We start from the raw sequence: 25,066 nt of genomic DNA on the forward strand, positions 1-25,066 counted from the left end.
ATGATCGGTTTCCAGTATCTTGCCAATGTCGCCACCCTGGAGTTTATCGGAGAGAAATGCGTTGGTTGCGGCATGTGTGTTGAGGTTTGCCCGCATCAGGTATTTCGTTTGGAAGGCTCAAAGGCGGAGGTTGTCGCACGTGACGACTGCATGGAGTGCGGGGCCTGCGCGGTGAATTGCCCTGCAAGTGCGATCCGTGTGGATGCCGGGGTAGGCTGCGCATCGGGGATGATCAATGAGTGGCTGGCCGGTGTTGTCGGTAGCAGGGGGGGCAGGTGCTGCTGATCCATCTTGGGTGGAATTTCGTGATTGACATGGCAATGTGGGGCTGATAATTAATGATTACAAATCATTGCATCCAGGGAGGGAGCGGCATGAAGAACAGAAGTTCCATGGTCAGAGGGATGTTTTTGGGCGCCGGCGCGGTGGCTATCTCCGCTGTTCTGGCATTCGGATCCGGTGGCGTGGGCGTAACGGCGGACGAGGCTCTGCAACAGCTCATGGACGGCAACAAGCGGTATGTGGCGGGGCAGATGAAAACGTGCAGCGCCAGCGACACCGCCAAGCGCGAATCATTGGCCAAGGGGCAAAAACCTTACGCGATAATTCTTTCGTGCTCAGACTCTCGTGTTCCGCCCGAGATTATTTTTGATAAAACCATGGGTGAAATATTCGTGGTTCGCGTGGCGGGTAACATTCCCGACCCGGTCGTCCTTGGCAGCATCGAGTATGCGGCTGAACATATCGGATCGCCCCTTGTCATGGTCCTCGGACATGAGCGCTGTGGTGCGGTGACTGCCACCGTTGAGGCCAAGGGAAAGGCGGAGGGCAATATCGGATCCATTGTCAAGACCATTGCTCCTGCCGCCGCAAAAGCCCTGAAGGAAGGAAAAGGCAAGTCGAAGGCTGAAGTTGTTGAGGCCGCTACCGATGCTAATCTGGATCTCGTTGCTGCCAGCCTGACCAGGAAATCGCCCGTTATCCGGCACCTCGTCAAGGAAGGTACGTTGAAGATCGTGAAGGCTAAATACGATCTTGATGACGGAACGGTTGTCCTCATGGATGGCAAGAAATAACAGCTCTCCTCAGATGGAGGGAATGTACAAAAAAGCCCGCTTCGGCGGGCTTTTTTGTGTACGGATGCTGCTTAGGGACTCGTTCAGCTCTTCAATGCTTCCTGTACTCGTGCGATCAGTTGATCAGGCTTGACCGGTTTGGCGATGAAATTGATATCTTCGGCCAGGAAACCCTTGCTGCCGATGATGTCCTTGGTGTAGCCGCTGATGAAGAGGGCTTTGATAGCTGGTTGGATTCGTTTCATTTCCTCGAAGGCAACCTGGCCGTTCTTGCCGGGCATCACCACGTCGAGCAGGACGAGATCGATCTTGTTGGCGGACTCGGCAAATTTTTTGACCGCGTCGTTTCCATCGGCTGCTTCAATTACCTCGTAACCGTTACGTTCGAGCACGTGACGGGAAAGCTTTCTGACCGCTTTGTCGTCCTCCGCCAGCAGGACGGTTTCCCTGTTCCCCTTTGCCACGATCGGTGGTGCTTCCTCTTCATGTCTCGCCGTCAATGCCACGATCGGAAGATAGATGCGGAAGGTGGTGCCGGCGCCCGGTTCGGAATCAACGGTGACGAACCCTTCATGTTGTCGCACGATGCCATATACCATCGACAGGCCGAGACCAGTGCCTTTTCCAACCTCCTTTGTTGTGAAGAAGGGGTCAAAAATACGCTCTTTTGTCTCCTGGTCCATGCCAAGGCCCGTGTCGCTGACGGTCAGAACGGCATAACGTCCCGGCCGGCACTGTTCCAGCGAACTGAAGGAATTTTCGTTCAGAACCGTCGCATCGGTCGTCAGCGTGAGAGTCCCTCCTGACGGCATGGCATCGCGGGCATTGGTTACGAGATTCATGAGTATCTGGTCTATTTGTCCTGAATCCACATGGCAGACGAGAGGTTCGTTGAAGAGAGATACCTTGAACTCCACATCCTCGCTCACGAGGCGGGCCAGAAGTTTCTCGATACTCTGGATGATCCCGTTCAAATCAGTGGGGAGGGGCGTGATAACCTGTTTGCGGCCAAAGGCCAGCAGCCGTTTTACCAGCGTCGTGGCGCGATCGGCAGCGTTAAGTATCTGGTCCACATAAATCTGGTAGGGGTTATCTTTGTTCAGACTGCGCTGCAGGAGCGTGCCGAAGCCGACGATAGCCGTAAGGATATTGTTGAAGTCGTGGGCCACCCCTCCTGCAAGGGTACCGATTGCTTCCATCTTCTGGGCGTGACGCAGCTCTTCGGCCAGCAGTTCTTTCTCCGCTTCGCGCTTTTTAAGCGTCTCCGCCATATGGTTGAAGGCATTGGCCAGGCGTCCGATTTCGTGATTGCGCTCGACCTTTACCGGGACGAAAGCGCCACCCTGCTCCAATGCCTTAATGCCGACAGTGAGTCGGTCGAGCGGATTGGTGATCCGGCGTACCACAAGATACGTGAGAATGGTGCTCAATACCAGGAATCCGCCGGTAAGGGTGCTGCAGATGAGCAAAAGCGTGTCGAGACGTCGCTTGAGGGGGTGTTTGTCCACAATGATACGGGCATACCCCAGGATCTTTTCCTTGCCCTGCGCCTCGTGTCCTAGGATCAGCGCATCGGTGCTCTGGAACGGAGCGATGGAGACGATCGGCGCCCAGAACTCGAAAAGCTCGGCTTCCTCGAAGGTGTGGGGGACTCTACTTGAGCGTGTATCGCTGAAATGCACACTCCAGTTTGGTATTTTCCTTTCCGGAGTCTTGAGCATCTTTTCATGGGCCTGCTCCCTGATGGGGGTGCCGGCTGCTGAAATGACCGAGACGAAAAGTACCCCATCATGCTGCAGAATGCCCTCCACCGGGTCTTTGAGTAGTTCGCCGTTCTCCGCAAAGACGCCCAGCCGGGCGTTGTGGGCCAGGAGGCGTGCGAGAATCTGACCCTCATGGGTGACGTTTTCCCGAAGTATGCGTCGCTGCTGCTGGTAAAACAGAACGGTGAACGATATGGATATAACGGCGATCGTTGATGCAAAGAGGAGGAAAAACCTGAGACCAAGACTGTCGTGCCGTTGTTTTAGCGTGTCGTGCATGCCCATGGTCTCTCCTATCGAATTACCCTGGCCCTTCCCAGGGCCTCTTCGGATAGTGTCAGACCGAGTTTACGCGCAACTTTCGCATTAACCGTCATGACCATGCTGCGGGGTTCGACTCGCTGGACCTGCTCCACCGGAGCACCCGACAGTATTCGCCTGATCAGGTCCCCGCCTTGCCTCCCCAGGTCGTAGGGGTCGATGTCGAGCGCCATGATGGCGCCCATCTGCACGTACTTGTCTGAAAACGTCAGAATGGGAATTCTGTTGGTGAGTGAGAAAAGGAGGAGAAATTCTATGCTTTCGGGAGTCACCACCGTGGTGTCGGGAAGCATCCAGATAGCGTCCACTTCCCCCTTCAGTCCTTCCGCCACCGGGACCACATCACGGGCAGAGCGGAGTTCACGGGCGACCGGCTCGATCCCCATCGAGCGGGCCGCGGCCTGGGCCTTGCGCGCAAGCACGCCGGACCGGGAGGGATTGTAGGGAATTCCTATTTTCCTCAGTCGCGGCATGAGGCTCTGCAGTGCCGCCAGTTGCCGTTCGGGCGGGACGTTCATGCTGACGCCGGTCAGGTTGTCGCCGGCGGTGAGGGTGTTCTGGGGATCGAGAACCATCAGGTAGACGATGGGGGTGTCCTTGACCCGCTTTACCCTGGTCAGGGCCTCTGCCCCGATCGCCAGAATCACGTCCGGGCGCTCGTCGCGCACCATTCGCGCCACATCGACCCCTTCCATTTCCGAGATAACGACCCTTTTGATGGTCCCGCTCACAACGCTTCTCACCCCCCGGAGAGCCTCTTCATAGGGGGCTACTCTCACGCTCTGAAGCACGAAAACCTTCTGGGCCGCATTACAGGGCTCGGTCAAAAGGATGATTGCGAGAATGAGAAGAATTATTCTGGTCATGTGGTTCTAGTAGACAAAAAGTAATGATTCTGTTAGGTTGAGCGACGTAGAGCAATATGGTGTATACTGTGACTTGCCCAGCACCCAGTGCTTCGATAACGTGTTGGCCATCTGTATGGGGCCTCCGGGGCAAACGTCAAAGACGCAGCAGTTCAAAGGCTGCGTGTGTCATTTGTTTGACAAAGTTTTTGCGCAGATTCAATGCGCCAGACTCTCATTTGATACCGATATCTGTGAGGTCTTAAGAGGTATACCCCCTGGCTGAACAGTCCGCATGGAGTTATTATTTTGCCATTTCAGTGCCATTTTGCGTAAAAAATGCAGTAATCGATCAATTTTGTACCACATGGTGAGGCGATAAGCCAGTAATTTTGAATTGTTATTAATCTTATGATTTCTGCTGATGACAGCAGATACGACGGCAGATGGCCGCCGAGCCTGGATCGGAATTTTTTTTGCATGGCTGAACCCGCAAAGCGCGACACCAGGTAAGGCATATCCCGTTCCGGGGCTGGGGGGCGGATGGACATTCGACTTGTTGAGAACAGAAGACGAAATCTTATTCCAGTTATCGGATTGCTCGGCCTGTCGGTACTGCTTGCCCCGACAGGTTCCAAGGGGTACGCCTGGGCCCAGGCCGACGAGGAGATGAGAGTCCTCGAGATGTTCTACGAGGACAAGGAACTGGTGGTGACCCCCACTCGGGATCCCAAGCCCGTCTCCCAGGTGGCCGAAAACATTACTGTTATTACCGCCAAAGAAATCAGGAACCTGAACGCCCATACCCTGGCGGACGTTCTGGTCACCATAACCGGTGTCCAGCAGGACTGGCGGGGCGGTCCCGGCAGTCTCGCCTTCCCCGGTATCCAGGGGTCGAATCCCAATCAGGTACTCGTTCTGATCGATGGGGTCTCGCAGACCAGTACCTCTTCAAACTTTGCCGATGTAGGCGCTATCCCGGTGCAGAATATCGAGCGGGTCGAGATCATCAAAGGACCAGCCTCCACCTCCTGGGGGTCGTCTCTGGGCGGCATCATCAACGTCATCACCAAGTCCCCCGAGGAGAACAGGGCCGCGGCCGGCATGGTGTCGGCGTCTCTGGGTGAGCGGTTCACCGGTGACTACCGGGGCGAACTCACCGGCACGGTGGGACAGTTCGGCTACTATCTCTCCGGCGGCAAGCTCCACTCCGACGGGCTCCTTCCCCATAACAGCGTCGATACTGACCGGGCGTACCTGAAGCTGACCCACCAGTTGCCCGACGGCGGAGATCTACGCTTCTCTCTCGGCTACAGCGCCGGCGACCGCGGCGACCAAATGGACCCCGTTGCTCGAACGTCCTATGACAATACGTTCGACAATCTGTTGACGACGCTCTCCATCTCGCTCCCTCTTACCGAGCGGATCGACTGGGACCTTTCGCTCCGCTCCCAATGGCTGGAATACGATCAGCTCCGCCACGCCCTTGATACCGGACTCGTTGATGCCTCGCTGCTGGATGACCGTTCCTTCGGAGCCACAACCAAGCTCGTCTGGCGTACCGGTAACCACAGCTTGACTGTCGGGGCGGAGTTTGACAGGGGTGATTTTAGGCTGGAACAGGATGTCGCAGGAGTCGGGCGATCTTCTGTCCGTTCGCACATTGCAAAGGCAGCTATTTTTACCAATGACACGATTGTGCTGGGACCTTTGACAATAACCCCGGGGATTCGCTTCGATCACACCACCACCAACGGTGATTTTTTGAGCCCCAGTCTCGGGGTTACCTGGGGCATCGGTGAGCACACGGTGCTGCGTGGCGCCGTGGCGCGGGGATTTACGGTGCCCCCGGTAACTCATACGATGGGCGACGGTTTTGCCTTAGTCCCCAACCCCGACTTGAAGATGGAAAAGGTTCTCTCCTGGCAGGCCGGATTCGAGACGTCTCTTCTTCGTTACCTCTGGCTCAAATCGACCTTTTTCCTGCATGATGTTTCTGGTGCCTTGGTTGCCACGCCCACAGATGATGGCCGGGTTCGTTATGAAAACCAGGAAAAGCAGCGGCGGCAAGGGGTTGAAGTGGAGGTGAAGACCATCCCGTTTCTTTTTACAACGATGGGAGTTGGCTATACCTTTGTGGATTCGACTGATCGTGAGACACATCAGAGAATTCCCTTTGCGGCTCGGCAAACGGTCAGTGCAATCCTTCTGTTCGACGATCTGAAGGATACAAGGGCAAACCTCGCGGGACGGTACATCTGGTGGAATGCGGATAGTTCCAATCAGGGCAGATATGGTGCCATGGTCTGGGATTTGAACGCAGCACGACGTATCTACCGGGATGATCGGCTCCAGGTGGAACTTTTCCTCTCAGTCCGTAACCTGTTTAATGGCTCACAGTACGTCGATACCACTCTCAGAAACCCCAGACGCTGGTTCGAGGGGGGAGTACGATTTGATTTCTAGTGTTGCTCAGAGGGGTAAGATTGGTAGTTGTTAATTGTTTTGATTCATATAATTACTGAAAAATATTGGTTGACAGAGGAATGTGTTTGCAATTACTTTTGAGGCAGTCGCCGTGCCATTTATCCAGGAGGGAGGAGATCACAGACATGAAAAAGTCAGCTCGCATTGCCGTCCTCAACGCAGGGTCCGTCCGGAACCCGAACCAGCCCGGTTATATTTGCCTCGTAATTTTTGGCCGAGTTGGATATTAAGTAAGGGATGCAGTCTGATCGCAAAAAAGGGGAGAGCAATCTCCCCTTTTTCTTTTGGTGAACCCGTGCCGTCCCACAGCATTGTTGATGGCGAAACTGCCCGATGAGGTGATTTGTGGTCTTATCGCGCCATGTGATTATTACTACCTGCCCGGACTGGCCGGGCACGTCCATTCTGTTTTCCGCCAAGCGGGGAGCGCTCATCCTGGTGGATGATGAGTTGCTGGCTGCCATCGGTGCCGGAGGGCTCGACGCCGACGAGGAGCAGACCCTGGCCGAACTGGGTTTTCTCGTGCCCGATCACGACAGTGAGCAGCAGGAAATGTGCTCCTTTGTTGATGAAAGCAACCGTGCGAGTCGATCGTTTGCCGCCCTGGTCATCCTGAATCTGAGCTGCAACCTTGCCTGCTCTTACTGTTTCGAGGGAAACAGGAGGGGGGCGCATTTCATGGACGACGACACGGCGGATCGCCTGGTGGCGTACCTCGTTTCGGGCCCCGTTGCCGAGGGGAGATCGCTGTCACTCAGGTTCTACGGCGGCGAACCGCTTCTGAGCGTTCCCACCATTCGGCGCATTGCCCGCCCTCTGAAGGAAGTGATGGATGCCCGCGGCCTGTCCTTCAGTTTTTCCCTGACAACCAACGGAACGCTCCTGACCCGGGAACTGGTGGAGGAACTCATCCCCTTGGGTCTTGTCGGTGCAACGGTTACTCTCGACGGTCCTCCGGATATCCATGATGCGGCCCGGCCGTTCGTGGGAGGGGAGGGGAGTTTTTCCGTCATTCTCACCAACCTCAAGGCCGTTGCGGATCTCATAGCCCTGGAGATCGGCGGCAACTTCACTCCCGAGACCTACCGGGAATATCCTCGTCTCTTCGATCTGCTCGTGGCAGAGGGCCTCGGTCCGGAACGGCTCGCTCTGATGCGGTTCAATGCAGTCATGTCGGCGGGAGAGAATCGGGCACTCCCCGAGTTTACGGGAGGGTGCGCGTCGGTGAATGAACCCTGGCTCAAGGATGCCACCCTTTTTATCCGTGAGGAGCTTCTGCGCCGAGGATTTCCCGCACCGGGGCTTTCTCCTCATTACTGTGCCATTGAAGCCGAAGACTCACTCATTGTGAACCATGATGGGACCTTCTACCGCTGTCCTGCCTTTATCGGCATTGAAGGGCTTGCGGCAGGCAGCCTTGATGACGGCCTGTCTGATCATGCCGCCAGCCATGGCCTTGGGGCGTGGAAGAACGATGAGTGCCTGAGTTGCGCCTATCTGCCCCTCTGTTTCGGAGGCTGTCGCTATTATGGTTACCTGGAGCATGGCAGGATCGACCGCGTGTCCTGTGGCCGGGATTTGTTCGATGCTATTGTGGGGCCGTTTCTCGCCCTTGAGGTGAAATACCGCCACCAGCCGGGCGAGGATGCCTCCGATACGGACGGCGACTCGGATTGAGGTGATGCGGGTCTGAGGGTGTATAGCGTGTAGCGATCTCTTCTTTTTTGCTGGAAACTGTTACTTGGTCGGGCGTGGTCGGTTTGTTTCATCCGGACCGACGATATGAATGCTGATCCTGCGGATGAGGTGTTCGATCTGCGCAAGCTTTTCCTCGTATTGCTGGAGAAAGTAGGCGCGTCTGTCTCCCTGATGGAATGTCGTGCCGTCCCGTAGCATGGCGATTCTCAATTTGGCAACTTCCTTCATGATTTCGAGAACTTCCCGTGCGTCGGCCATGGGCGTCACCCTTGATGCCGGTTGTCAGGCGTGGGAGTGTTTTCGTTGCGCTGCCAGTTCCTTTACCTTTTCCGCCAAGCTGTGGGCAACAGCAAGACCCCCGCGGCCGCTCCCCAGTTCCACGTCGTCCTCGAAACCGTGGAAGTCGGATCCTCCCGTCATCAGCAGCCCGAATTCCTCGGCGAGGCGCTCGAGGTAGAGCATGTCGTCCTTGAAGCAGAGGTTATTGAACACTTCGAGTCCGTCAAGTCCCAGCTGCGCCAGTTGTTCGACTACCTGTCGCAACCGCCGCCGATCTTCGGTGATGGTCGGGGGGTGCGCTAACACCGACACGCCGCCTATGCGGCGGATTTCGGCAATCGCCTCGCCGGCCGGCATATAGCGCTTCGGTACGTTACAGGGGATCAGATAGCGCCGAAAGGCATCTTCCATGTCCCTCGCATACCCATTATCGACCAGTACGCGGCCGATATGAGGTCGGCCCACGGCGCCGCCGGCCATGGAGAGGACCTCATCATAGGAGAGGGGCGCCTTGCGGGAGTGGAGCAGTCGGCGGTTGATCTTATCGAGGATCGCCTTGCCCCGGTTGTCGCGCGCGGCCCTGAAACCGGCGAGTTTATCGCGAAAGGCTGGATCGTGGTGATCAATGCAGTAGCCGAGAATGTGCACGTCGCTGAAGCGTCCCAGCTCAACGGAAAGCTCCACGGCGGGGATGACGTCGACGCCGAGCCGCATGCCTTCCGCCATTGCTTCGTCAATGCCCTCGACGGCATCGTGATCGGCAATGGCGAGCGATGCCAGTCCCCGCTCGGCGGCCATGGCGACCAGGACAGCCGGGGCAAGAACTCCGTCGGAATGGTATGAGTGAACGTGAAGATCGATCAGTTTCATGGTGTGCCACCCTCTCTGTCAACTAAACCACGCCATGACGGCCTTGGCAAGGGGCTAATGTATACATGGGAGAGTTTTCACATTGACGTTGCCATGATTGGTCCATTCCGATAGAATGCCCGGTTGCAGGCTGGGCCAGGCATGGAAGGAAAGGGAGACTTTAATGGTCAAGGATAAGGGGATCGCTCTGGCGGTCGTTGCGATGGGGCTCTATGTGCTCGGCGGGCTGTTGACGTTTGCAGGGCTGTACCTGATCGGATTCATGGACGGCCGTGATTTCCTCGGCTGGGGAGACGGAAGAACCCTTGGGTATCTCTTTTTCTGCGTGGGAATATCGTTGTCGATCCTTGGTGTGCTCCTGATGCGCATTTTCAGAAACCGGGGATTATCATGAACGAAGGCGATATCCACGTCGTCATGGCCGGCTTGGCGGAGGCCGTGAAACAGTGGCCGTCCCCCGCCGTGACCATCGTTTCGCAGCGGGAGGGCAATCCCTTCAAGGTTCTCGTCTCCTGCATCCTGTCGCTACGCACCCAGGACCGGACTACCGGACCGGCATCGGAGCGTCTCTTCGCGCTGGCGGATACACCCGCCGCACTGGTACGTTTGTCAAAGGACGACATCGAGAAGGCCATCTATCCGGTGGGCTTTTACCGCACCAAGGCCGAACAGATCCTCGATATCTGCCGTCTCCTTCTGGAACGGTACGGCGGCAGAGTTCCCGATGAACTCGACGAGCTTCTCGCATTCAAGGGGGTAGGGCGCAAAACGGCGAACCTGGTGATCACTCTCGGTTTCGGGAAGCCGGGAATCTGCGTCGACACCCACGTCCACCGGATCTGCAATCGCTGGGGATACATCAGGACCAAGACACCTGAGGACACGGAGTTTTCTCTGCGCCGTATCCTTCCGCACCGCTATTGGCTGGTAATTAACGACTACCTTGTCACCTTTGGCCAGAATCACTGCACTCCCGTTTCCCCCCGCTGTTCAACTTGTGTCCTTGCCCAATGGTGCGACCGCGTAGGGGTTGCGAAGCACCGATAGTGCCGCGGGAACCGGTAATGTTCGAAAATCATTTGCCGGTGGAAACATTTAACGGTATCTTTTTTTCAGTTTGATGTGCCGTATTTTAAACTGGACTATTGTCTCGGCGCACAAGAGCATGTACTATTGTGAACCATCCGTGACAGTGTTTTATCATGCGAACCAGGAGGCATTATATGCTGAGAAAAGTCGGTTTCTTGGGGTTGGGTACGGTCGGGCGGCACATGGCTGCCAACCTCTTGAAGGGGAATTACGAACTGACGGTTTATGATTCTGACCCGGCAGCGGTTGCTGATCTGGCGGCCCTGGGCGCCACGGGAGCAGCCACGCCCCGTGAGGCTGCCAAGGGAAGGGATATCGTCATCCACATCCGTCCTGAGAAAGAGCGGCTTCGTCCCGACATCTACGGTCCTGACGGGATTTTCGCGGGAATTGACCCCGGCACGATCCTTGTCGACATGGGAACCCACTCCCTGACGAGCACCATGGAGATGGCCGATGAGGCCGCCAAGCATCGCGTCATGTACCTGGACGCGCCGGTGTGGGGAACCAAGGAACATGCCGCCAACGGCCTGTTGACCATCCTGGCGGGAGGGGATCCCTCGCTGGTCGGGCGCTGCCGCGAACTGTTCTCCTTCTTCGGGCTGAATATCATCCATGTGGGAAGCATCGGAGACGCTACCCGGATGAAGTTTGTGGTGAACCTGGTCCAGGCCGAACTCATGCAAGCCCTTGCCGAGTCCATCGTGTTCGGAGAGAAGCTTGGATTCACCGCTGACAGGATTCTTGAAGTGCTCGATTCGGGCGGAGTGGCCTCGCCCCTCTTCCACTCAAAGGGGCGCAGCATTGCCCGTGGTGATTTCACCCGGAATCTGGCCCTTAAATACGTGCACGAGCAACTGGAGCTGGTGCTGGAAAAGGCTGATAAGCTGGGACTGGAGCTGCCGGCAGCCAAGGTGGCCTGCGCCACCTATGAGCAGGGCGTCAAGGACGGGCGGGGAGAGGAAGACTTCTCTTCGGTCGTGAAGGTGCTCAGAAAATAACAGCTTCTGCGGAAAGCTGCATGATTGATGTTCCCAAAAGGGGGGGGCCGTTCAGACGGCTCCCCCTTTTGTCTTGTGGTGGCGCCGGGGGCGGCTGAGCTCCTTGGCCGGCGACTCAAGCCGGTCATTGCGCGGCAACTCCTTGACCAGCAGGGCTATGTTCTCCACGTGCGGGGTCTGGGGGAACATGTCGACGGGTTGAACCCGGAGAGTGGCATACCCCAGGCCGGCGAGGATGTCCAGGTCGCGGGCGAGGGTGGCAGGGGCGCAAGATACATAGATTATCCGCGCAGGCCCGGCTGCGGCAACTTTATTGAGAACGCCAGCGTCACATCCCTTTCGCGGCGGATTGAGTACGACCAGGTCAAGACGTTCACCCTCCTCCACGAGTTCCTCAAGCAGTTCGGCTGCATCACCCGCCTCGAAGCTGCAGTTGTGGATGCGGTTCAGCCGGGCATTGCTTTCGGCGTCGTTCACCGCCGCTTCCACCACTTCAATGCCGTGAACCTCGCGGGCCGTACCTGCGAGGAAGAGTGCGATGCCGCCGATGCCGCAGTAGAGATCGACAACGGACTCCTTGCCGGTCAGGCTGCTCCATTGGCGGACCGTCTCGTATATGATCCGGGCCCCGCCGCTGTTTACCTGAAAAAAGGACCTGGGTGAAATGGTGAAGCGGATGCCGCCCAACTCCTCCGTAAGAGCACGCTGGCGGGTCAGGAAGTAGTCCCGTTGTCCGAGGATGACATTCCCCTCCGATGAGTTGACGTTCTGGACAACTACCTCAACCTGGGGGACGCGCTGCTGCAGGTGCTTCGCCAGGTGGTGGATTTCATTGTAGTTGCGGTCGACCGTGACGAAAACCGCCATGGCCGTGCCTGTCCGCTCCGAAATCCGTACCACCAGATAACGGAGAATGCCGCTTCCGGTCCGCGGATTGTAGACCTGGACCTTGCACTTGGCGATTCCCTCCTTTACGGCTGTTACGACCTGGTTGATAAGAGGGTGGTGGAGGGGGCAGGCGCCGATATCCATGACCTGATGACTGTTGCGCCGGTAGATACCGATCACCGGGCGGCGGAACGTTCCAGAAACCACCAGTTTCGCCGAGTTGCGATAGTGAAGCTGATTGGGGGAGGGGAGTGTCTCCAGCACCTCCGCAGCGCCCAACGTCTGGTAGCGGCGGATCTGACGCTCGGTGAAGGTGCGCTTCCAATTTAGCTGGTCCGGATAATGCATAACGATCAGCGGACAGCCGTCGCAACTGCCGACCCTGGTGCAGGGTATCTGTGAGAGCCTTGTCCGCGAGGGGGTGAGCACCTCGACTGTTTCGGCATGGAAGTGCTTATTGCCCATGTGGGTGAGGCGTGCCCGTACCCGTTCATCAGGCAAAGCCCCTGTCACATGGACGTTGGTGCTGTCATGGATGCCGATACCGTTTCCATCTTCGTCAAGAGCGGTAACGGCGAGCTCAATCAGATCTCCTCGTTTGGAGGAGGGGCCGGCTGCGAGTACGGTTTTGGGAGATCGTTTTTTATTCATGGCTTCAGTTAAACAGGAATCTTCAAGGATTGTCAATGACCCAGGCCGGTGGATGACCAGTGGTTTGAGTTGCATCCTGAGAATATTTTTACTAATATTTTCAATTTTCCCATGCAATGGCTAGCGGTTCGGGGGGCATCTGAGAAATGGTCGAGCTTTACTTGCATCTGCTAAATACCGGCATGATCAGGGATTTCATCGTTGCGGTGAATATCCTGCTCTTTGTCGTCACGCTCGGCCTTTTCCTGACGCTCCTGTTCCACAAAGTTCATGTGGAGAGGCGCACCCGCCGTCTCGCAGCTCTCAAGGAGCGGTATCTCGAAGAGCTGACGCACAAATGCTATGAACCATCCCTTGCGATCCCGAAGCCGACCACGGCACTGGAGTACGATGCCCTTGGCGCTGTATTCGCCACTATGCTCGTGAACGTCTCCGGCGCCATGGCCGCCAGCGTGAGATGCTTCATCCGCGAACTGGGCATCGATGCCTATTACCGGGCTCGCGTCCGGTCCCGTTCGTGGGTGAAGAGGTATGTGGCGGTCGAGAAACTCGGCTATTTCGGCTTTCCCGAGCTGAAGCCCTTGTTTCGTTCACTGCTCGATACCGAGAGGGATACGCGGATCATTCCCAAGCTCGTCTGGGCTCTCAGCGTGATTGCCGACCGTGACGACGTGCCGTTCATCAATCGGGTTCTGAAAGATCCCCTGTTCATGTCAGCCAAGTTCAATGAATATATTTACACCAATATTATTCGTGCGTTCCGCGAGCGGGATCAGGAGCAGGAACTGCTGGAACTGCTCACATCGCTCATGGACGAAGAAGCGCTGCCGGTCATTCTCAAGCGGGATATCATCCAGGCGTGCGGCAGCGAGATGTTCCTCATTGCCAAGGATCTTGCGGCTGACTGCTTCCGCCGCTTCCACGAAGTGGCCGAGATGCGGATCGCCTGTATCCGTACGCTGCAGCGTTTTTCAGCGGTGGACATGGAGGTGCTTTTGAACGAATGCCTCCGGGATGCCGATTGGCGAATCAGAGGCGTTGCCGCCAAGAGTGCCCACCTTTACTCCGCGGCAGTTCTGGGTTCGTTGCGGCAACTACTCCACGACGAAAGCTACCACGTGCGGATTAACTCCGCACTCTCGCTCTCCAGAATGGGAGAGGCGGGGCTCGAAGTCCTCGTGGATGCAACCCGGAGCGAGGACCGGTTCGTGCGCGATGTTTCACAGTACGTGTTGAAGAGGCTCATCTATGCTTCCTGATATCGTGGCCTTCCTGCTGGCGATCCAGCCGGTTATTTTTATTTATTTCATTGTTCTGAACGGGTTTTACACTCTGTTCACGATCATCTCCCTGCGCGACATCCGCAACTACCTGAATGCCGTCACGAGCCAGAGCATCGACAACGTGCTCAATGGGATGTTCTATAGGCCCCTGTCGATTCTCGTGCCCGCCTATAACGAGGAAAAGACGATCGTTTCCTCGGTGAAGTCGCTGCTTGCCCTCCGGTATCCCGAGTACGAAGTCATCGTCATTAACGACGGGTCAACCGACGGCACTCTTGAAAGTCTCATCAGCGAATTCCGTCTTGTCCGGATCGACAAGCCCATCGGCCTGCATGTCCCCCATCGGCCGACCCTCGCCAAGTACGTTTCCGTGGACCATCCCCAGCTCTTCGTGCTGGACAAGGAGAACGGCGGCAAGGCCGACGCTCTCAACGCGGGGATAAACGCTTCCCAGTACCCCCTGTTCTGTTCGATCGATGCCGATTCCGTGCTTGAGGACGACGCTCTCATCCGTGCGACACGGCTTTTCGTGGAAGACCGTGAAGTCGTGGCCACCGGCGGCATCGTGCGGGTCCTCAACGGTTGCGAGGTGGAAGACGGCATCGTCAAGGAGGTCCGCGCCCCCCGGGGGATGCTGGAGTGCTTCCAGACCGTGGAGTACACCAAGGGGTTCCTCTCGGGGCGGACATCGTGGAACTATTTTAGGAGCCTGCTCATCATCTCCGGGGCCTTCGGCATCTTCCGCAAGGACATGGTGATGGCCGTCAAGGGGTACCGGGAGAGTGTGGGCGAGGACATGGACCTGGTGATACGGCTTCACCGCCACTGCCGGCAGAACCGGATACGCTACAAGGTTGTTTTCGTGCCCGATCCCGTCTGCTGGACCCAGGTCCCCTCGGACATGGCATCGCTCCTCAAGCAGCGCAATCGCTGGCACCGTGGACTCATCGACAGCCTCTGGCACAACCGGGGCATGTTCCTCAACCCACGCTACGGCATGGTCGGCCTGTTCGGGTTCCCCTATTTCGTCATGGTTGAACTGTTAGGGCCGGCTGTTGAATTTATCGGCTATTTCGGGTTCGTGCTTCTCTTTTTTCTGGGTCAGGTGAATCGCGAGTTTGCGATTCTCTTTTTCCTCCTTGCCGTTCTCTGGGGAACCTGGATCAATCTCGGTTCCATCTTTCTGGACAACCTCATCTACAAGCGCTACAAGGGGGTGCGCGACATTCTGAAACTCTGCCTTTTCGGCCTGCTCGAATTTTTCGGGTACCGGCAGATCATCGTGGTGGAGCGGCTCATCGCCACGTTCATGTTCTGGAAAAAGGGATGGGGCAAGCCCAAACGAAAGGAGATCGAAGGTGAAGTGTCTGGCTCGGTTGCCTAGCAGGGTTCTCTATCTGCTGCCGCGGGTGCTGCTCCTGGCCCTGTTTCTCACCTACGTGACGTTCATGCTCCTGTCTTCCTACGAATGGTTCCGTCCCGTGGAGGTGGCCGTCCAGGGGGCGATTGCGAAACTCGTGCGGGGTACGGCCGGCTTGTGGAGCAGACTATGACGGACAAGCCGCGGATCGACTATGTGGCTCTCGGGTTCACGGCCCTGGAACGGGGCGACTGCCAGGAGGCGGTCAACATCTTCCGGCGGGCCCAGGAGACGGGTCCGACCGCCCGGAGTTTCGTGGGGCTGGGCCTTGCCTTTCACCGGCTCGGTGATCCGCCGGCAGCTCGCTGGGCCTTTGCCAAGGCCCTCGACCTGGAGCCAGCCGACCGGGATGCCAACGAGTGGATCGAACGGATCGGCAGACCTGCCGTGCCGGCGCGGACCAGCGGGGGCCGCGGATGCCGTTTCCGAGCCGGCGAGGATTTCCTTCAGATCAAGGAGAATGGTTCCTGGCGCAGGTTCTTCATCAAGGGAATCAACCTGGGGCTGGGCCTGCCGGGGTACTTCCCGGGCGAGTACCCTATTCACCGGGAGACCTATCGTCGGTGGTTCCGGCTCATGGGAGAGCTGGGGGTGAACTCGCTACGGGTCTACGCGGTGCAGTCCCCTGGATTCTACGAAGCGCTGGCCGATCATAACGAGCAGGGGGGACGGCTTTTCCTGTTTCAGGGAATCTGGCTGGAGCTGCCCGAAGATGGCGATTTCCGCGGCCGGGACTTTCTGGCGTATGCCCATCGGCAGATTCGCGAGGCGGTGGACGCGGTCTGCGGCAGTGCCGACTTCCCCGAGCGACCCGGCCTGCCCCACGGTTCTTACCGCCGCGACGTTTCCCCCTGGACTGCCGCCTATGTGGTCGGACGTGAATGGGAAAGCTGCGCGGTACGCGCTTTCAACGGCCGCCACGGCCGCAAGCGGGGCGGTTTCGCCGGCCAGTTCCTGAAGGTTGACGACGGGCTCCCCTTCGAACAGTGGGCCGCCGAGACCTGCGACTACCTCCAGTCTTACGAACATGCCACCTATGGCTGCACCCACCCGGTGACCACCATCAACTGGCCGACCCTGGACCCCATGACCCATCCGTCGGAGTCCACCTACGAGGAGGGGCTCATTCGCCAGGGTTTCCAGGTGAACGTGGACGTCTGCAATGAAGACGAGGACGTGGAGACCTTCGACCCCGCGCGCATCGCCTCGCGGCAGGGGGCGGGGTTCTTTGCCACCTATCACGTCTACCCCTACTATCCCGATTTTCTCAACAACGATTTCCTGGATGCCGACAACCCCTACCGGGAGTACCTGAAACGGCTCAGACGCCACCATGGCCGGCAGCCTGTGGTTATTGCCGAGTTTGGGGTGCCGTCGAGCCGTGAGGCAACTCACTGGCAGCGGGATGGCTGGCACCATGGCGGTCATGACGAGATATCCCAGGGGAAAATCAATGGTCACATGATGGAGGCCATCCGCGACGCGGGGCTTGCCGGGGGGATGCTGTTCAGCTGGTTTGACGAGTGGTTCAAGCGCAACTGGGTCTTTCTCCCCTACGAACTTCCGGCCGAACGCAACCCCTTTTGGTTCAATCACCAGGATGCCGAGCAGACCTACGGTCTTATGGCCGCCTATCCCGGCTATCCCGGCAAGGTTGTGACTCTTGCCGGGCGACGTGAAGAATGGCGCGACGCCATACACCTCCAGGAGAAGAGGGGAGGCGGCCTCCTGCACCGTTTCGGCGACGGCCGCGACGGGGCGCGAACCCTCGTGCGGCTTTCAGCGCGGCACGACGAGGGATTTTTCTATCTCTGTCTCGAAACGGCCGAGCCGGTTGATTTCAACGCGGCCCACTACCTGATCGGCCTTGATACCTGTGGGACGAAGGCCGGGGAGACGCTGCTCCCCTTTGGCACCAACGCCCGAAGCCCGCTGGGGCTCACCTTCCTGATCCATCTGGCCGGAGAGGGCACGAGCCGCATCCTGGTGAGCCGTTTTTACGACAAATATCTCAATGAGGGGCTGCCGGTCCGTCCCGTGCCGTCCGATACGGGAGAATGGGTTGTCATGCAGAACATCACCAATCACCGCCGCATCAGCAAGGACGGCTCCCGGTTCTATCCCTCCCGGGTCTTCTCCATGAGCGGGCTGCGCTTCGGCAGTCTCGATCCGCGGAGTCCCCGCTTCGACTCCCTGGCCGACTGGCATGTCTCGGGCACCCTTATGGAGCTTCGGCTGCCCTGGGGTCTCCTGAACGTCACCGACCCCAGTTCCCGGCAGGTCCTCTGGATGGCGGAACAGGGGAGCAAAACCCGCACCACCGACGGCATTGCCGCCATCGCTTGTTCTTATCGCCCGTCGGGCGAGGGGCTCGCCGCCCGTCCCACGGGCGGGCGAACCAATCTAGCCGACGCCCTGCCCGCCGGTCTCGGCCCGGATGCCATCCGGCGCTATCAATGGGAGGGGTGGAACCACCCCCTGTACCACACCTATCTCAAGCGGAGCTACTACCTCTACCGGGACGTGCTCGACCGGATGCCGGAGTGATGCCGTGAACGTGAGCCGCAGGCAATTTCTGATCATCGGGGGCGCTGCGCTGGCCGCCATGGCCGTTCCGCTGCCGGTCTCGGCCCGGAAGGAGGCGGTGTTGCCGGTGCTCATGTACCACGATGTCTCCAACCATTTTCACGACCCCTTCACCATCTCACCCGCGCTCTTTGCCGCTCACATGGAGTGGCTCCATGCAGCCGGCTACCGGGCCGTGACAGTGGGGGAAGCCCTGGCCGCACGGGGAGCAACTGCCGGCAAAATGGTGGTGATTACCTTTGACGACGGCTATGCCTCGTTTCTGGACTATGTCCATCCGCTATTGCTTCAGTATGGCTTCTCGGCCGCCATTTCGGTCATCGGCAGTCATGTGGGGACCTGGCTGGAACGGGACGGCCGCCGGCCCATGCTGAGCTGGGACGAGTATCGCTATCTGGCGGCGCGGGGTGTGGAGGTGGGGTGCCATGCCTATTATCTCCACGCGATCGAGCGGTTGCGGCATGCCTCGACCGGCGAACTGGCTGAAGATCTGGAGCTCTTTCAGCAGACCATGTCACGGGAGATGGGACGGCGGGCCACGCTCCTTGCCTGGCCCTACGGAATCTACACCTCCGAACGGGTTCAGATTGCCCGGCAGGCCGGATTTGTGCACATTCTCACCTCCAACGAGGGGTATGTGGACGGCGGAACCGATCCGGCGGCGATCCCGCGGCTCAATATCGATAATCGGCTTGACCTTGTTTCGTTCAGTAACTATCTCAGGGGGGAATGAAGAATGATGAAGACGATCATCCCGGCAGTCATGCTCGTGGTGATGCCCTGCGCGGCACTGGCTTCGGCGCCGGCCGACCTGTTCCGGGGCGGGAAGATAGACGAGGCGGTGACAGCCTATCGCGCCACCATCGGCCAGGCCTCCGCGGTACGGGAAAAGGCGATGCTCCACAAGGAGTTGGGCGATCTGTACGCAGAAAAAGATCAGTATACCGAAGCAGCTGATGAGTACGTCGCGGCTCTGGCGCTCGACCACGGCTTTCCAACGACTGAACGGATCAGGATGGCAGTGGCCGTCTCGTGGGCCAACAGGCTGGACGATGCGATCTTCGCGCTGCGCGCCGTGGTTGCCGACGAGCCGGACAACACCACTGCCCGGACCCATCTGGCCCGGACCCTGTCCTGGCGCGGCGACCAGCCCGATGCCATTGCCGAGGCCGACCGTGTCCTGGCCGCCCGGCCCGGAGACCGGGATGCGCTCCTGGTCAAGGCCAACGCCCTCCGTTGGCAGGGGAACAGCAGCCAGGCCCTGCCGCTCTACCAACTGATTCTGGCGGGGAGTGACGACTTCGATACCCGCCTGGGCCTTGCCTTTGCCCAGCTCCAGACCGGCAACAAACAGGAGGCGGCCGCCAATGCCGCCATCCTCAAACCCCGCTTCCCCTACCAGGAGCGGGACCTTAAGAGGCTCCGGGAGGAAATCGAAAACACCACCGCCAATACGGTCGAGGCGTCCTACACCCGCTATGGCGATTCGGACGACAACAAGGCGGACCGTTTCGGTGTTGCCTACACCCATCGCCGGGGTGACTGGAGCCTCTCCGGTTCCTACCGCCACTTCACGGTAAACGATACCATCGGCGACACCTATGCCGACATCCTCGATGCGGGCGGTTATCTGCGCCTGGCCGGCCGCTACGGTGTCGGCGCCGGTATCGGCGTGGCCCGTTTGGACAGCGGCTCATCCGACATGAACCTGACCTGGCGCCTCAACGCCGATGCCGATGTGGCGCGGGGCGGTGTAAGTCTTTCCCTGCGCAAGGACGTTCTCACCGACACCGCATCCCTGGTGGAGAACCGGATCAGATACCTCTCCGCCGGCATCAGCGCCAGCCAGCGCATCACCCAGCGCTTTACCCTGTTCGGCGGTTACTCCTGGCGCGACTACTCCGACGACAACAGCGCCCATGACCTGCTTATCGCTCCGTCCTATACCCTTTACACCGGCGACCCCACGGTACGGACCGGCTATCGCTTCCGATACCTCAATTTCGACCGCCAGAGCTTCGGCGGCTATTTTGATCCGAATGACTTCATATCTCACCAGCTGTTTGTCTCCGTCGACTGGCAACTCGACCGCATCTTCCTCTATGCGGAGCCCTACGGCGGGTTCCAGTCCTTCGACCGCTACGGCGATCACACCGACGATATCTTCGGCGGCTTCAGCGGCACCCTCGGCTACCGCTTCACCAAGCGCCTCACGGGTGAGGTGAACGGGGAGCTCGGCAACTACGCCCTCGGAGCCACCTCCGGTTTCGAGTACTACTCCGTCGGAACCCGCTTCGCCTATTCTTTCTGATCAGCCGGTTGGACATGCCCCGTTCGGACCTCCGGACGGGGCACGATTTCTTGACTTTTCGCCGACTGTCCGGCTACTATGCCCCGTTATGAAAGCCAAGACGAGACAGATCCGAGTGGGGAACGTACCGGTGGGCGGCGATGCCCCCTGCGCGGTGCAATCCATGTGCAACACCGATACGAGGGACGCGGGCGCTACCCTTGATCAGATCAACGCCCTGGCGGCTGCGGGCTGTGAAATCGTCCGCTGCGCAGTCCCCGACATGGCAGCCGCCGAAGCGCTGGGCGCCATCAAACGCCAAAGCCCCATCCCGGTCATTGCCGACATCCACTTCGACTACAAACTCGCCCTGAAGGTGCTGGAGGGGGGAATTGATGGTCTGCGCCTCAACCCCGGCAATATCGGCGAACGATGGAAGGTGGAAGAGGTGGTGGCAGCGGCCCGGGAACGTCTGGTGCCCATCCGCATCGGCGTCAATGCCGGGTCCCTGGAAAAGGAGCTTCTTCAGAAATACGGCCACCCGACCGCCGAGGCCATGGTCGAGTCGGCCCTCGGCCACGTGCGTATCCTCGAAGAACTCGGCTACGATCAGATCAAGATATCCCTCAAGGCATCGGATGTACCCAAGACGGTTGCGGCTTACCGGCTCCTGGCCCAGCGGGTCGACTACCCGCTTCACATCGGCATTACCGAGGCGGGCACTACTTTTTCCGGAACCATCAAGTCAGCCGTAGGGCTCGGTATCCTGCTCGCCGACGGCATCGGCGACACTATGAGGGTATCCCTCACCGGTGATCCGGTGGACGAGGTGCGGGTCGGTTTCGAGATCCTCAAGGCGCTCAATCTCAGGCAAAAAGGGATTAATCTTGTCTCCTGCCCCACCTGCGGCCGCTGCCAGATCAACCTCATCGGGGTGGCCGAAGAGGTTGAGAAGCGTCTCTCCTGCATCGACGCCCATCTCACCGTGGCGGTCATGGGATGCGTCGTGAACGGACCCGGCGAGGCCCGCGAGGCCGACGTGGGGATTGCCGGCGGACGGGGCGAGGGGCTCCTGTTCCGCAACGGGGAAATCGTCCGCAAGGTGCCGGAGGCCGACATGGCCGATGCGCTGATTGCGGAAGTCGAAAAGATACTCGCTGAAAAACACTAATTTCAGAGGTTAGTCGATGCGTTACACCAACTGCTTCATCCCCACCCTCAAGGAGACCCCGTCAGACGCCGAGGTGGTCTCCCATCAGCTCATGCTCCGTGCCGGCATGATCCGTAAACTTGCCGCTGGCATCTACAATTATCTGCCGCTGGGGCTACGTTCCATCCGCAAAGTGGAAACAATCGTGCGCGAGGAGATGGACCGTGCCGGCGCCATCGAGTTGCTGATGCCGAGCGTGCAACCGGCTGAGCTCTGGCAGGAATCCACCCGGTGGGAACAGTATGGCAAGGAACTTCTCCGCTTCAAGGACCGCAAGGACGCGGAATTCTGCCTCGGACCCACCCATGAGGAAGTGGTCACCGACATTGTCCGCCGCGAGGTCAAAAGCTATCGGCAGATGCCCTTCAACCTCTACCAAATCCAGACCAAGTTCCGGGACGAGATCCGCCCCCGGTTCGGCCTCATGCGGGGGCGCGAGTTCATCATGAAGGACGCCTATTCCTTCGACGTCGACAGCTCCGCTTCGGATCTTTCCTATGACAAGATGTACCAGGCCTATCGCCGGATTTTCCAGCGCTGCGGCCTCAGATTCAGGGCAGTGGAGGCAGATACCGGCTCCATCGGCGGCTCGTCGTCCCACGAATTCATGGTCCTCGCCGATTCGGGAGAGGATGCCATTGTTTCGTGCAATCAGTGCGAGTATGCTGCCAACGTGGAAAAGGCCGAGGCCCGGCCCGCCCCTGCCGAGCATGCCGAGCCGCGCCCTCTGGAAAAGGTGGAGACACCGGCCAAGCGGAGCGTCGAAGAGGTGACTGCCTTCCTCGGCATACCTTCATCCGCCCTGGTGAAGACGCTGCTGGTAGTGGCCGACGGCACGCCCGTGGCCGCTCTCGTGCGCGGCGATCACGACCTGAACGAGATCAAGCTCAAGCACCTGCTGGGGTGCGAGACTCTGGAAATGGCCAACGAGGAAATGGTGACCAGGGTGACCGGCGCTCCCGTGGGTTTTGCCGGCCCGATGGGGCTGAACATCAAGATCGTTGCCGACCTGGCCGTCCAGGGGATGAAGAACTTCGTTACCGGAGCCAATGCCGGCGATCTGCACCTGAAAAACGTCACCATCGGCCGCGACTTTACCCCGGCTCAGTATGCCGACATCCGCAACGTGGTCCACGGTGACCCCTGTCCCCGTTGCGAGACGGGACACCTCGAACTGTGGCGAGGCATCGAGGTGGGGCACGTCTTCAAGCTGGGCACCAAGTATTCGGAGGCCCTGCGTGCCACCTACCTGGACGCCGACGGCAAGGAGCAGATCATCTTCATGGGGTGCTACGGCATCGGCATCAGCCGGACCGTGGCCGCCTGCATCGAGCAGAACCATGATGCCGACGGCATCATCTTCCCCATTCCCATTGCCCCTTTCCACTGCATCGTCTCGGCGGTCAACACCAAGGACGCAGAGGTCATGGCCGCCTGTGAGTCACTCTATCTCGACCTGCGCGCCGCAGGGGTGGAGGTGCTCTTCGACGATCGCGACGAGCGCCCAGGCATCAAGTTCAAGGACGCCGACCTCATCGGCATACCTCTTCGCCTGGTGGTCGGCTCGAAGAATCTGGCCGACGGCAAGGTGGAGCTCAAGAGCCGCAGGACCGGCGAGGTGGAACTGCTTCCGCTGGCCGGCGCGGTGGAAAAGGTCCGGAACATCGTGGCCGAAGCCCTCGGCCGGTAACCGTACAAGGAGATATCACCGTTATGACAAGAGATCAAGCGCGGGAGAAGGTTATCTTCGCCCTCGATTCCAGTGAATTCGCCCATGTCCAGTACTGGGCCGAAACCCTGTCCGACCGGGTGGGCATGTTCAAGGTCGGCAAGCAGTTGTTCACCGCCTGCGGGCCGGCCACGGTCCGGATGATCCAGAAATTCGGCGGAGAGGTTTTCCTGGACCTCAAGTTCCACGATATTCCCAACACCGTTGCCATGGCCTCCCTTGAGGCAGCCCGGCTGGGAGTAAAACTCTTCAACCTCCATGCCCTGGGAGGGTACGAGATGATGGCCCGCACGGTGGAGGCGCTGGACAAGGAGTTCAAGGGGGGGGAGAGAGCGAAGGTGCTGGCCGTTACCATCCTTACCTCCTCAACCGAAGAGACCCTGCGCCAGGTGGGGATCGAATCGCCGGTGGAGGAGATGGTCGTGCGGCTCGCCACCCTGGCCAGGAAGGCCGGCATCGACGGCGTGGTCGCTTCACCGCGGGAGATCCCCCTCATCCGCGAGGCATGCGGTCCCGATTTCCTCATCGTCACGCCGGGGGTACGCCCGGCCTTCGCCGCCCTCAACGACCAGAAGCGGGTCATGACTCCCGCTGAAGCGGTCAGGGCAGGGGGGGATTACCTCGTTATCGGCCGCCCGATCGGCGACGCCCCTGACCCGGCCGGCGCAGCCGAAATGATTCTCGACGAGATCATGGCCGGCTGAGGGAAAAAGGAACCACAGCGTGAAAGAAGAAATTCTGTACGGAATCAACAGTGTGATGGAGGCCCTGCGCGGATCGCGGAGGGCCTTCGAACTTTTCGTTTCCCGGGAAACCCACGACCGGCGCACGGAGAAACTGCTCGCGTTTGCCGCTGAAAGGGGGGTGCCGGTCCGAACGCGCGACAAGCGCGACCTTGCCCGTCTCTGCGGTACAGACCACCATCAGGGTGTTGCCCTGCGGGTCGAAGGGTTTGCGTACGCCGCTCTGGAAGACATTATCGCCTCATGGCGATCCTCCGGGGAGCCGGGACTCATTCTTGTGCTGGATGGCATTCAGGACCCGCACAATCTGGGCGCGCTCATCCGAAGCGCCGCCTGTGCCGGAGCCCATGGCGTCATTATCCCCAAGGACCGGGCAGCCGGCGTAACCGCTTCGGTTGAAAAGATTTCTGCCGGCGCAACAGAGACGATTCCGGTGACCCAGGTGACGAATGTCGTCCAGGCGCTGGAAACTCTCAAAGAAGAAGGGTTCTGGGCATTCGGTACTGCCGACAGTGCGGCCTCGTCACTCTATAGTCATGACTTGACCGGCAATGTCGTCATCGTGATCGGCGGTGAAGGGGAGGGGGTCAGACCCCTCGTGCGGAAGAAATGCGATTTCCTCGTGGCCATCCCCCTGAAAGGAGGGGTGAGCTCGCTCAACGCCTCGGTGGCAGGAGGGGTAGTTCTCTTCGAAGTGGTGAGACAGCGTCAGTCCTGACGTTGTGTACGTTGTGTGTGCCTGAACGGGAAAAGGTTTTGTGTCAAATTGTGTCAGACGGCTTGTGGGTAACGTTGTGGATAAAAAAAGGGCTCCCCATCGGGAAGCCCCTATTGTAG

The 25,066-nt window shown here is 59.0% G+C and carries 22 protein-coding genes; 17 read left to right on the plus strand and 5 right to left on the minus strand.

The genetic code is table 11. From position 1 onward, the window contains the following. Entirely contained in the window at positions 1-285 is a 285-nt protein-coding gene (gene hgcB / locus AABA48_RS04325; RefSeq protein ID WP_010942087.1) for a mercury methylation ferredoxin HgcB, read from the plus strand. Positions 286-374: 89 nt separating this feature from the next. Beyond that, positions 375-1,076 carry a carbonic anhydrase gene (locus AABA48_RS04330; RefSeq protein WP_286349908.1) on the plus strand — a complete coding sequence of 234 codons (702 nt, stop codon included), beginning with the start codon at positions 375-377 and terminating at the stop codon, positions 1,074-1,076. Positions 1,077-1,159: 83 nt separating this feature from the next. On the opposite strand, the gene AABA48_RS04335 is transcribed toward AABA48_RS04330, so the two are convergent. Further along, the gene (locus AABA48_RS04335) at positions 1,160-3,118 is read right to left on the minus strand and encodes an ATP-binding protein (RefSeq protein ID WP_286349907.1); all 1,959 of its coding nucleotides are present in this window, start codon (positions 3,116-3,118) and stop codon (positions 1,160-1,162) included. Positions 3,119-3,132: 14 nt separating this feature from the next. Further along, positions 3,133-4,026 carry an ABC transporter substrate-binding protein gene (locus tag AABA48_RS04340; RefSeq protein WP_010942090.1) on the minus strand — a complete coding sequence of 298 codons (894 nt, stop codon included), beginning with the start codon at positions 4,024-4,026 and terminating at the stop codon, positions 3,133-3,135. A gap of 522 nt (positions 4,027-4,548) precedes the next feature. Between AABA48_RS04340 and AABA48_RS04345 the strand changes: the two genes are divergently transcribed. Next, positions 4,549-6,471: a TonB-dependent receptor plug domain-containing protein gene (locus tag AABA48_RS04345; protein WP_286349906.1), complete on the plus strand. Its 1,923-nt coding sequence runs from the start codon at positions 4,549-4,551 to the stop codon at positions 6,469-6,471. Between the two features lie 366 nt (positions 6,472-6,837). Further along, complete coding sequence (gene gptM / locus AABA48_RS04350) at positions 6,838-8,169, plus strand: geopeptide radical SAM maturase (RefSeq protein WP_286349905.1); 1,332 nt, start codon at positions 6,838-6,840, stop codon at positions 8,167-8,169. 60 nt (positions 8,170-8,229) lie between these two features. Here the strand turns inward: gptM and AABA48_RS04355 are convergent, their stop codons facing one another. After that, on the minus strand, positions 8,230-8,448 hold the full coding sequence (locus tag AABA48_RS04355) for a hypothetical protein (RefSeq protein WP_286349904.1): 219 nt from the start codon (positions 8,446-8,448) through the stop codon (positions 8,230-8,232). A gap of 24 nt (positions 8,449-8,472) precedes the next feature. Continuing rightward, a complete protein-coding gene (locus AABA48_RS04360; RefSeq protein ID WP_338271163.1) occupies positions 8,473-9,339 on the minus strand; it encodes a PHP domain-containing protein in 867 nt (288 codons plus the stop codon). Positions 9,340-9,502: 163 nt separating this feature from the next. Here AABA48_RS04360 and AABA48_RS04365 point away from each other — a divergent pair, with 163 nt between their 5' ends. The 3 genes from AABA48_RS04365 (at position 9,503) to AABA48_RS04375 (ending at position 11,429) form a co-directional block, all read left to right on the plus strand. Continuing rightward, positions 9,503-9,733: a hypothetical protein gene (locus tag AABA48_RS04365; protein WP_286349902.1), complete on the plus strand. Its 231-nt coding sequence runs from the start codon at positions 9,503-9,505 to the stop codon at positions 9,731-9,733. Next, positions 9,730-10,386, plus strand: a complete 657-nt coding sequence (locus tag AABA48_RS04370; protein ID WP_286349901.1) for an endonuclease III domain-containing protein — start codon at positions 9,730-9,732, stop codon at positions 10,384-10,386. Before AABA48_RS04365 ends, AABA48_RS04370 begins: the two co-directional genes overlap by 4 nt. 176 nt (positions 10,387-10,562) lie before the next feature. Continuing rightward, a complete protein-coding gene (locus AABA48_RS04375) occupies positions 10,563-11,429 on the plus strand; it encodes an NAD(P)-dependent oxidoreductase (RefSeq protein WP_286349900.1) in 867 nt (288 codons plus the stop codon). A 51-nt stretch (positions 11,430-11,480) separates the two neighbouring features. On the opposite strand, the gene rlmD is transcribed toward AABA48_RS04375, so the two are convergent. After that, entirely contained in the window at positions 11,481-12,968 is a 1,488-nt protein-coding gene (gene rlmD, locus AABA48_RS04380) for a 23S rRNA (uracil(1939)-C(5))-methyltransferase RlmD (protein WP_286349899.1), read from the minus strand. Positions 12,969-13,129: 161 nt separating this feature from the next. Here rlmD and AABA48_RS04385 point away from each other — a divergent pair, with 161 nt between their 5' ends. The 10 genes from AABA48_RS04385 (at position 13,130) to rlmB (ending at position 24,947) form a co-directional block, all read left to right on the plus strand. After that, positions 13,130-14,227, plus strand: coding sequence for a HEAT repeat domain-containing protein (locus AABA48_RS04385; RefSeq protein WP_338271164.1), 1,098 nt, complete (start codon positions 13,130-13,132; stop codon positions 14,225-14,227). Then, the gene (locus tag AABA48_RS04390; RefSeq protein WP_338271165.1) at positions 14,217-15,635 is read left to right on the plus strand and encodes a glycosyltransferase family 2 protein; all 1,419 of its coding nucleotides are present in this window, start codon (positions 14,217-14,219) and stop codon (positions 15,633-15,635) included. The genes AABA48_RS04385 and AABA48_RS04390 overlap by 11 nt, the downstream gene beginning before the upstream one ends. Beyond that, positions 15,610-15,804: a hypothetical protein gene (locus AABA48_RS04395; RefSeq protein ID WP_286349896.1), complete on the plus strand. Its 195-nt coding sequence runs from the start codon at positions 15,610-15,612 to the stop codon at positions 15,802-15,804. The genes AABA48_RS04390 and AABA48_RS04395 overlap by 26 nt, the downstream gene beginning before the upstream one ends. After that, a complete protein-coding gene (locus AABA48_RS04400; RefSeq protein WP_338271166.1) occupies positions 15,801-18,218 on the plus strand; it encodes a tetratricopeptide repeat protein in 2,418 nt (805 codons plus the stop codon). Before AABA48_RS04395 ends, AABA48_RS04400 begins: the two co-directional genes overlap by 4 nt. A gap of 4 nt (positions 18,219-18,222) precedes the next feature. Then, positions 18,223-18,990 (plus strand): polysaccharide deacetylase family protein, encoded by a 768-nt coding sequence (locus AABA48_RS04405; protein WP_338271167.1) that lies wholly within the window; start codon positions 18,223-18,225, stop codon positions 18,988-18,990. A gap of 3 nt (positions 18,991-18,993) precedes the next feature. Then, a complete protein-coding gene (locus AABA48_RS04410) occupies positions 18,994-20,568 on the plus strand; it encodes a tetratricopeptide repeat protein (protein WP_286349893.1) in 1,575 nt (524 codons plus the stop codon). A gap of 88 nt (positions 20,569-20,656) precedes the next feature. Next, on the plus strand, positions 20,657-21,718 hold the full coding sequence (gene ispG, locus AABA48_RS04415; protein WP_286349892.1) for a flavodoxin-dependent (E)-4-hydroxy-3-methylbut-2-enyl-diphosphate synthase: 1,062 nt from the start codon (positions 20,657-20,659) through the stop codon (positions 21,716-21,718). 16 nt (positions 21,719-21,734) lie between these two features. Further along, entirely contained in the window at positions 21,735-23,447 is a 1,713-nt protein-coding gene (locus tag AABA48_RS04420; protein ID WP_286349891.1) for a proline--tRNA ligase, read from the plus strand. Between the two features lie 23 nt (positions 23,448-23,470). After that, complete coding sequence (pyrF, locus tag AABA48_RS04425) at positions 23,471-24,190, plus strand: orotidine-5'-phosphate decarboxylase (RefSeq protein ID WP_010942107.1); 720 nt, start codon at positions 23,471-23,473, stop codon at positions 24,188-24,190. A 19-nt stretch (positions 24,191-24,209) separates the two neighbouring features. Beyond that, positions 24,210-24,947 (plus strand): 23S rRNA (guanosine(2251)-2'-O)-methyltransferase RlmB, encoded by a 738-nt coding sequence (gene rlmB / locus AABA48_RS04430; RefSeq protein WP_286349890.1) that lies wholly within the window; start codon positions 24,210-24,212, stop codon positions 24,945-24,947. Positions 24,948-25,066 lie beyond the last annotated feature (119 nt).

This window comes from Geobacter sp. 60473, assembly GCF_036323535.1.
GTDB lineage: Bacteria > Desulfobacterota > Desulfuromonadia > Geobacterales > Geobacteraceae > Geobacter > Geobacter sulfurreducens.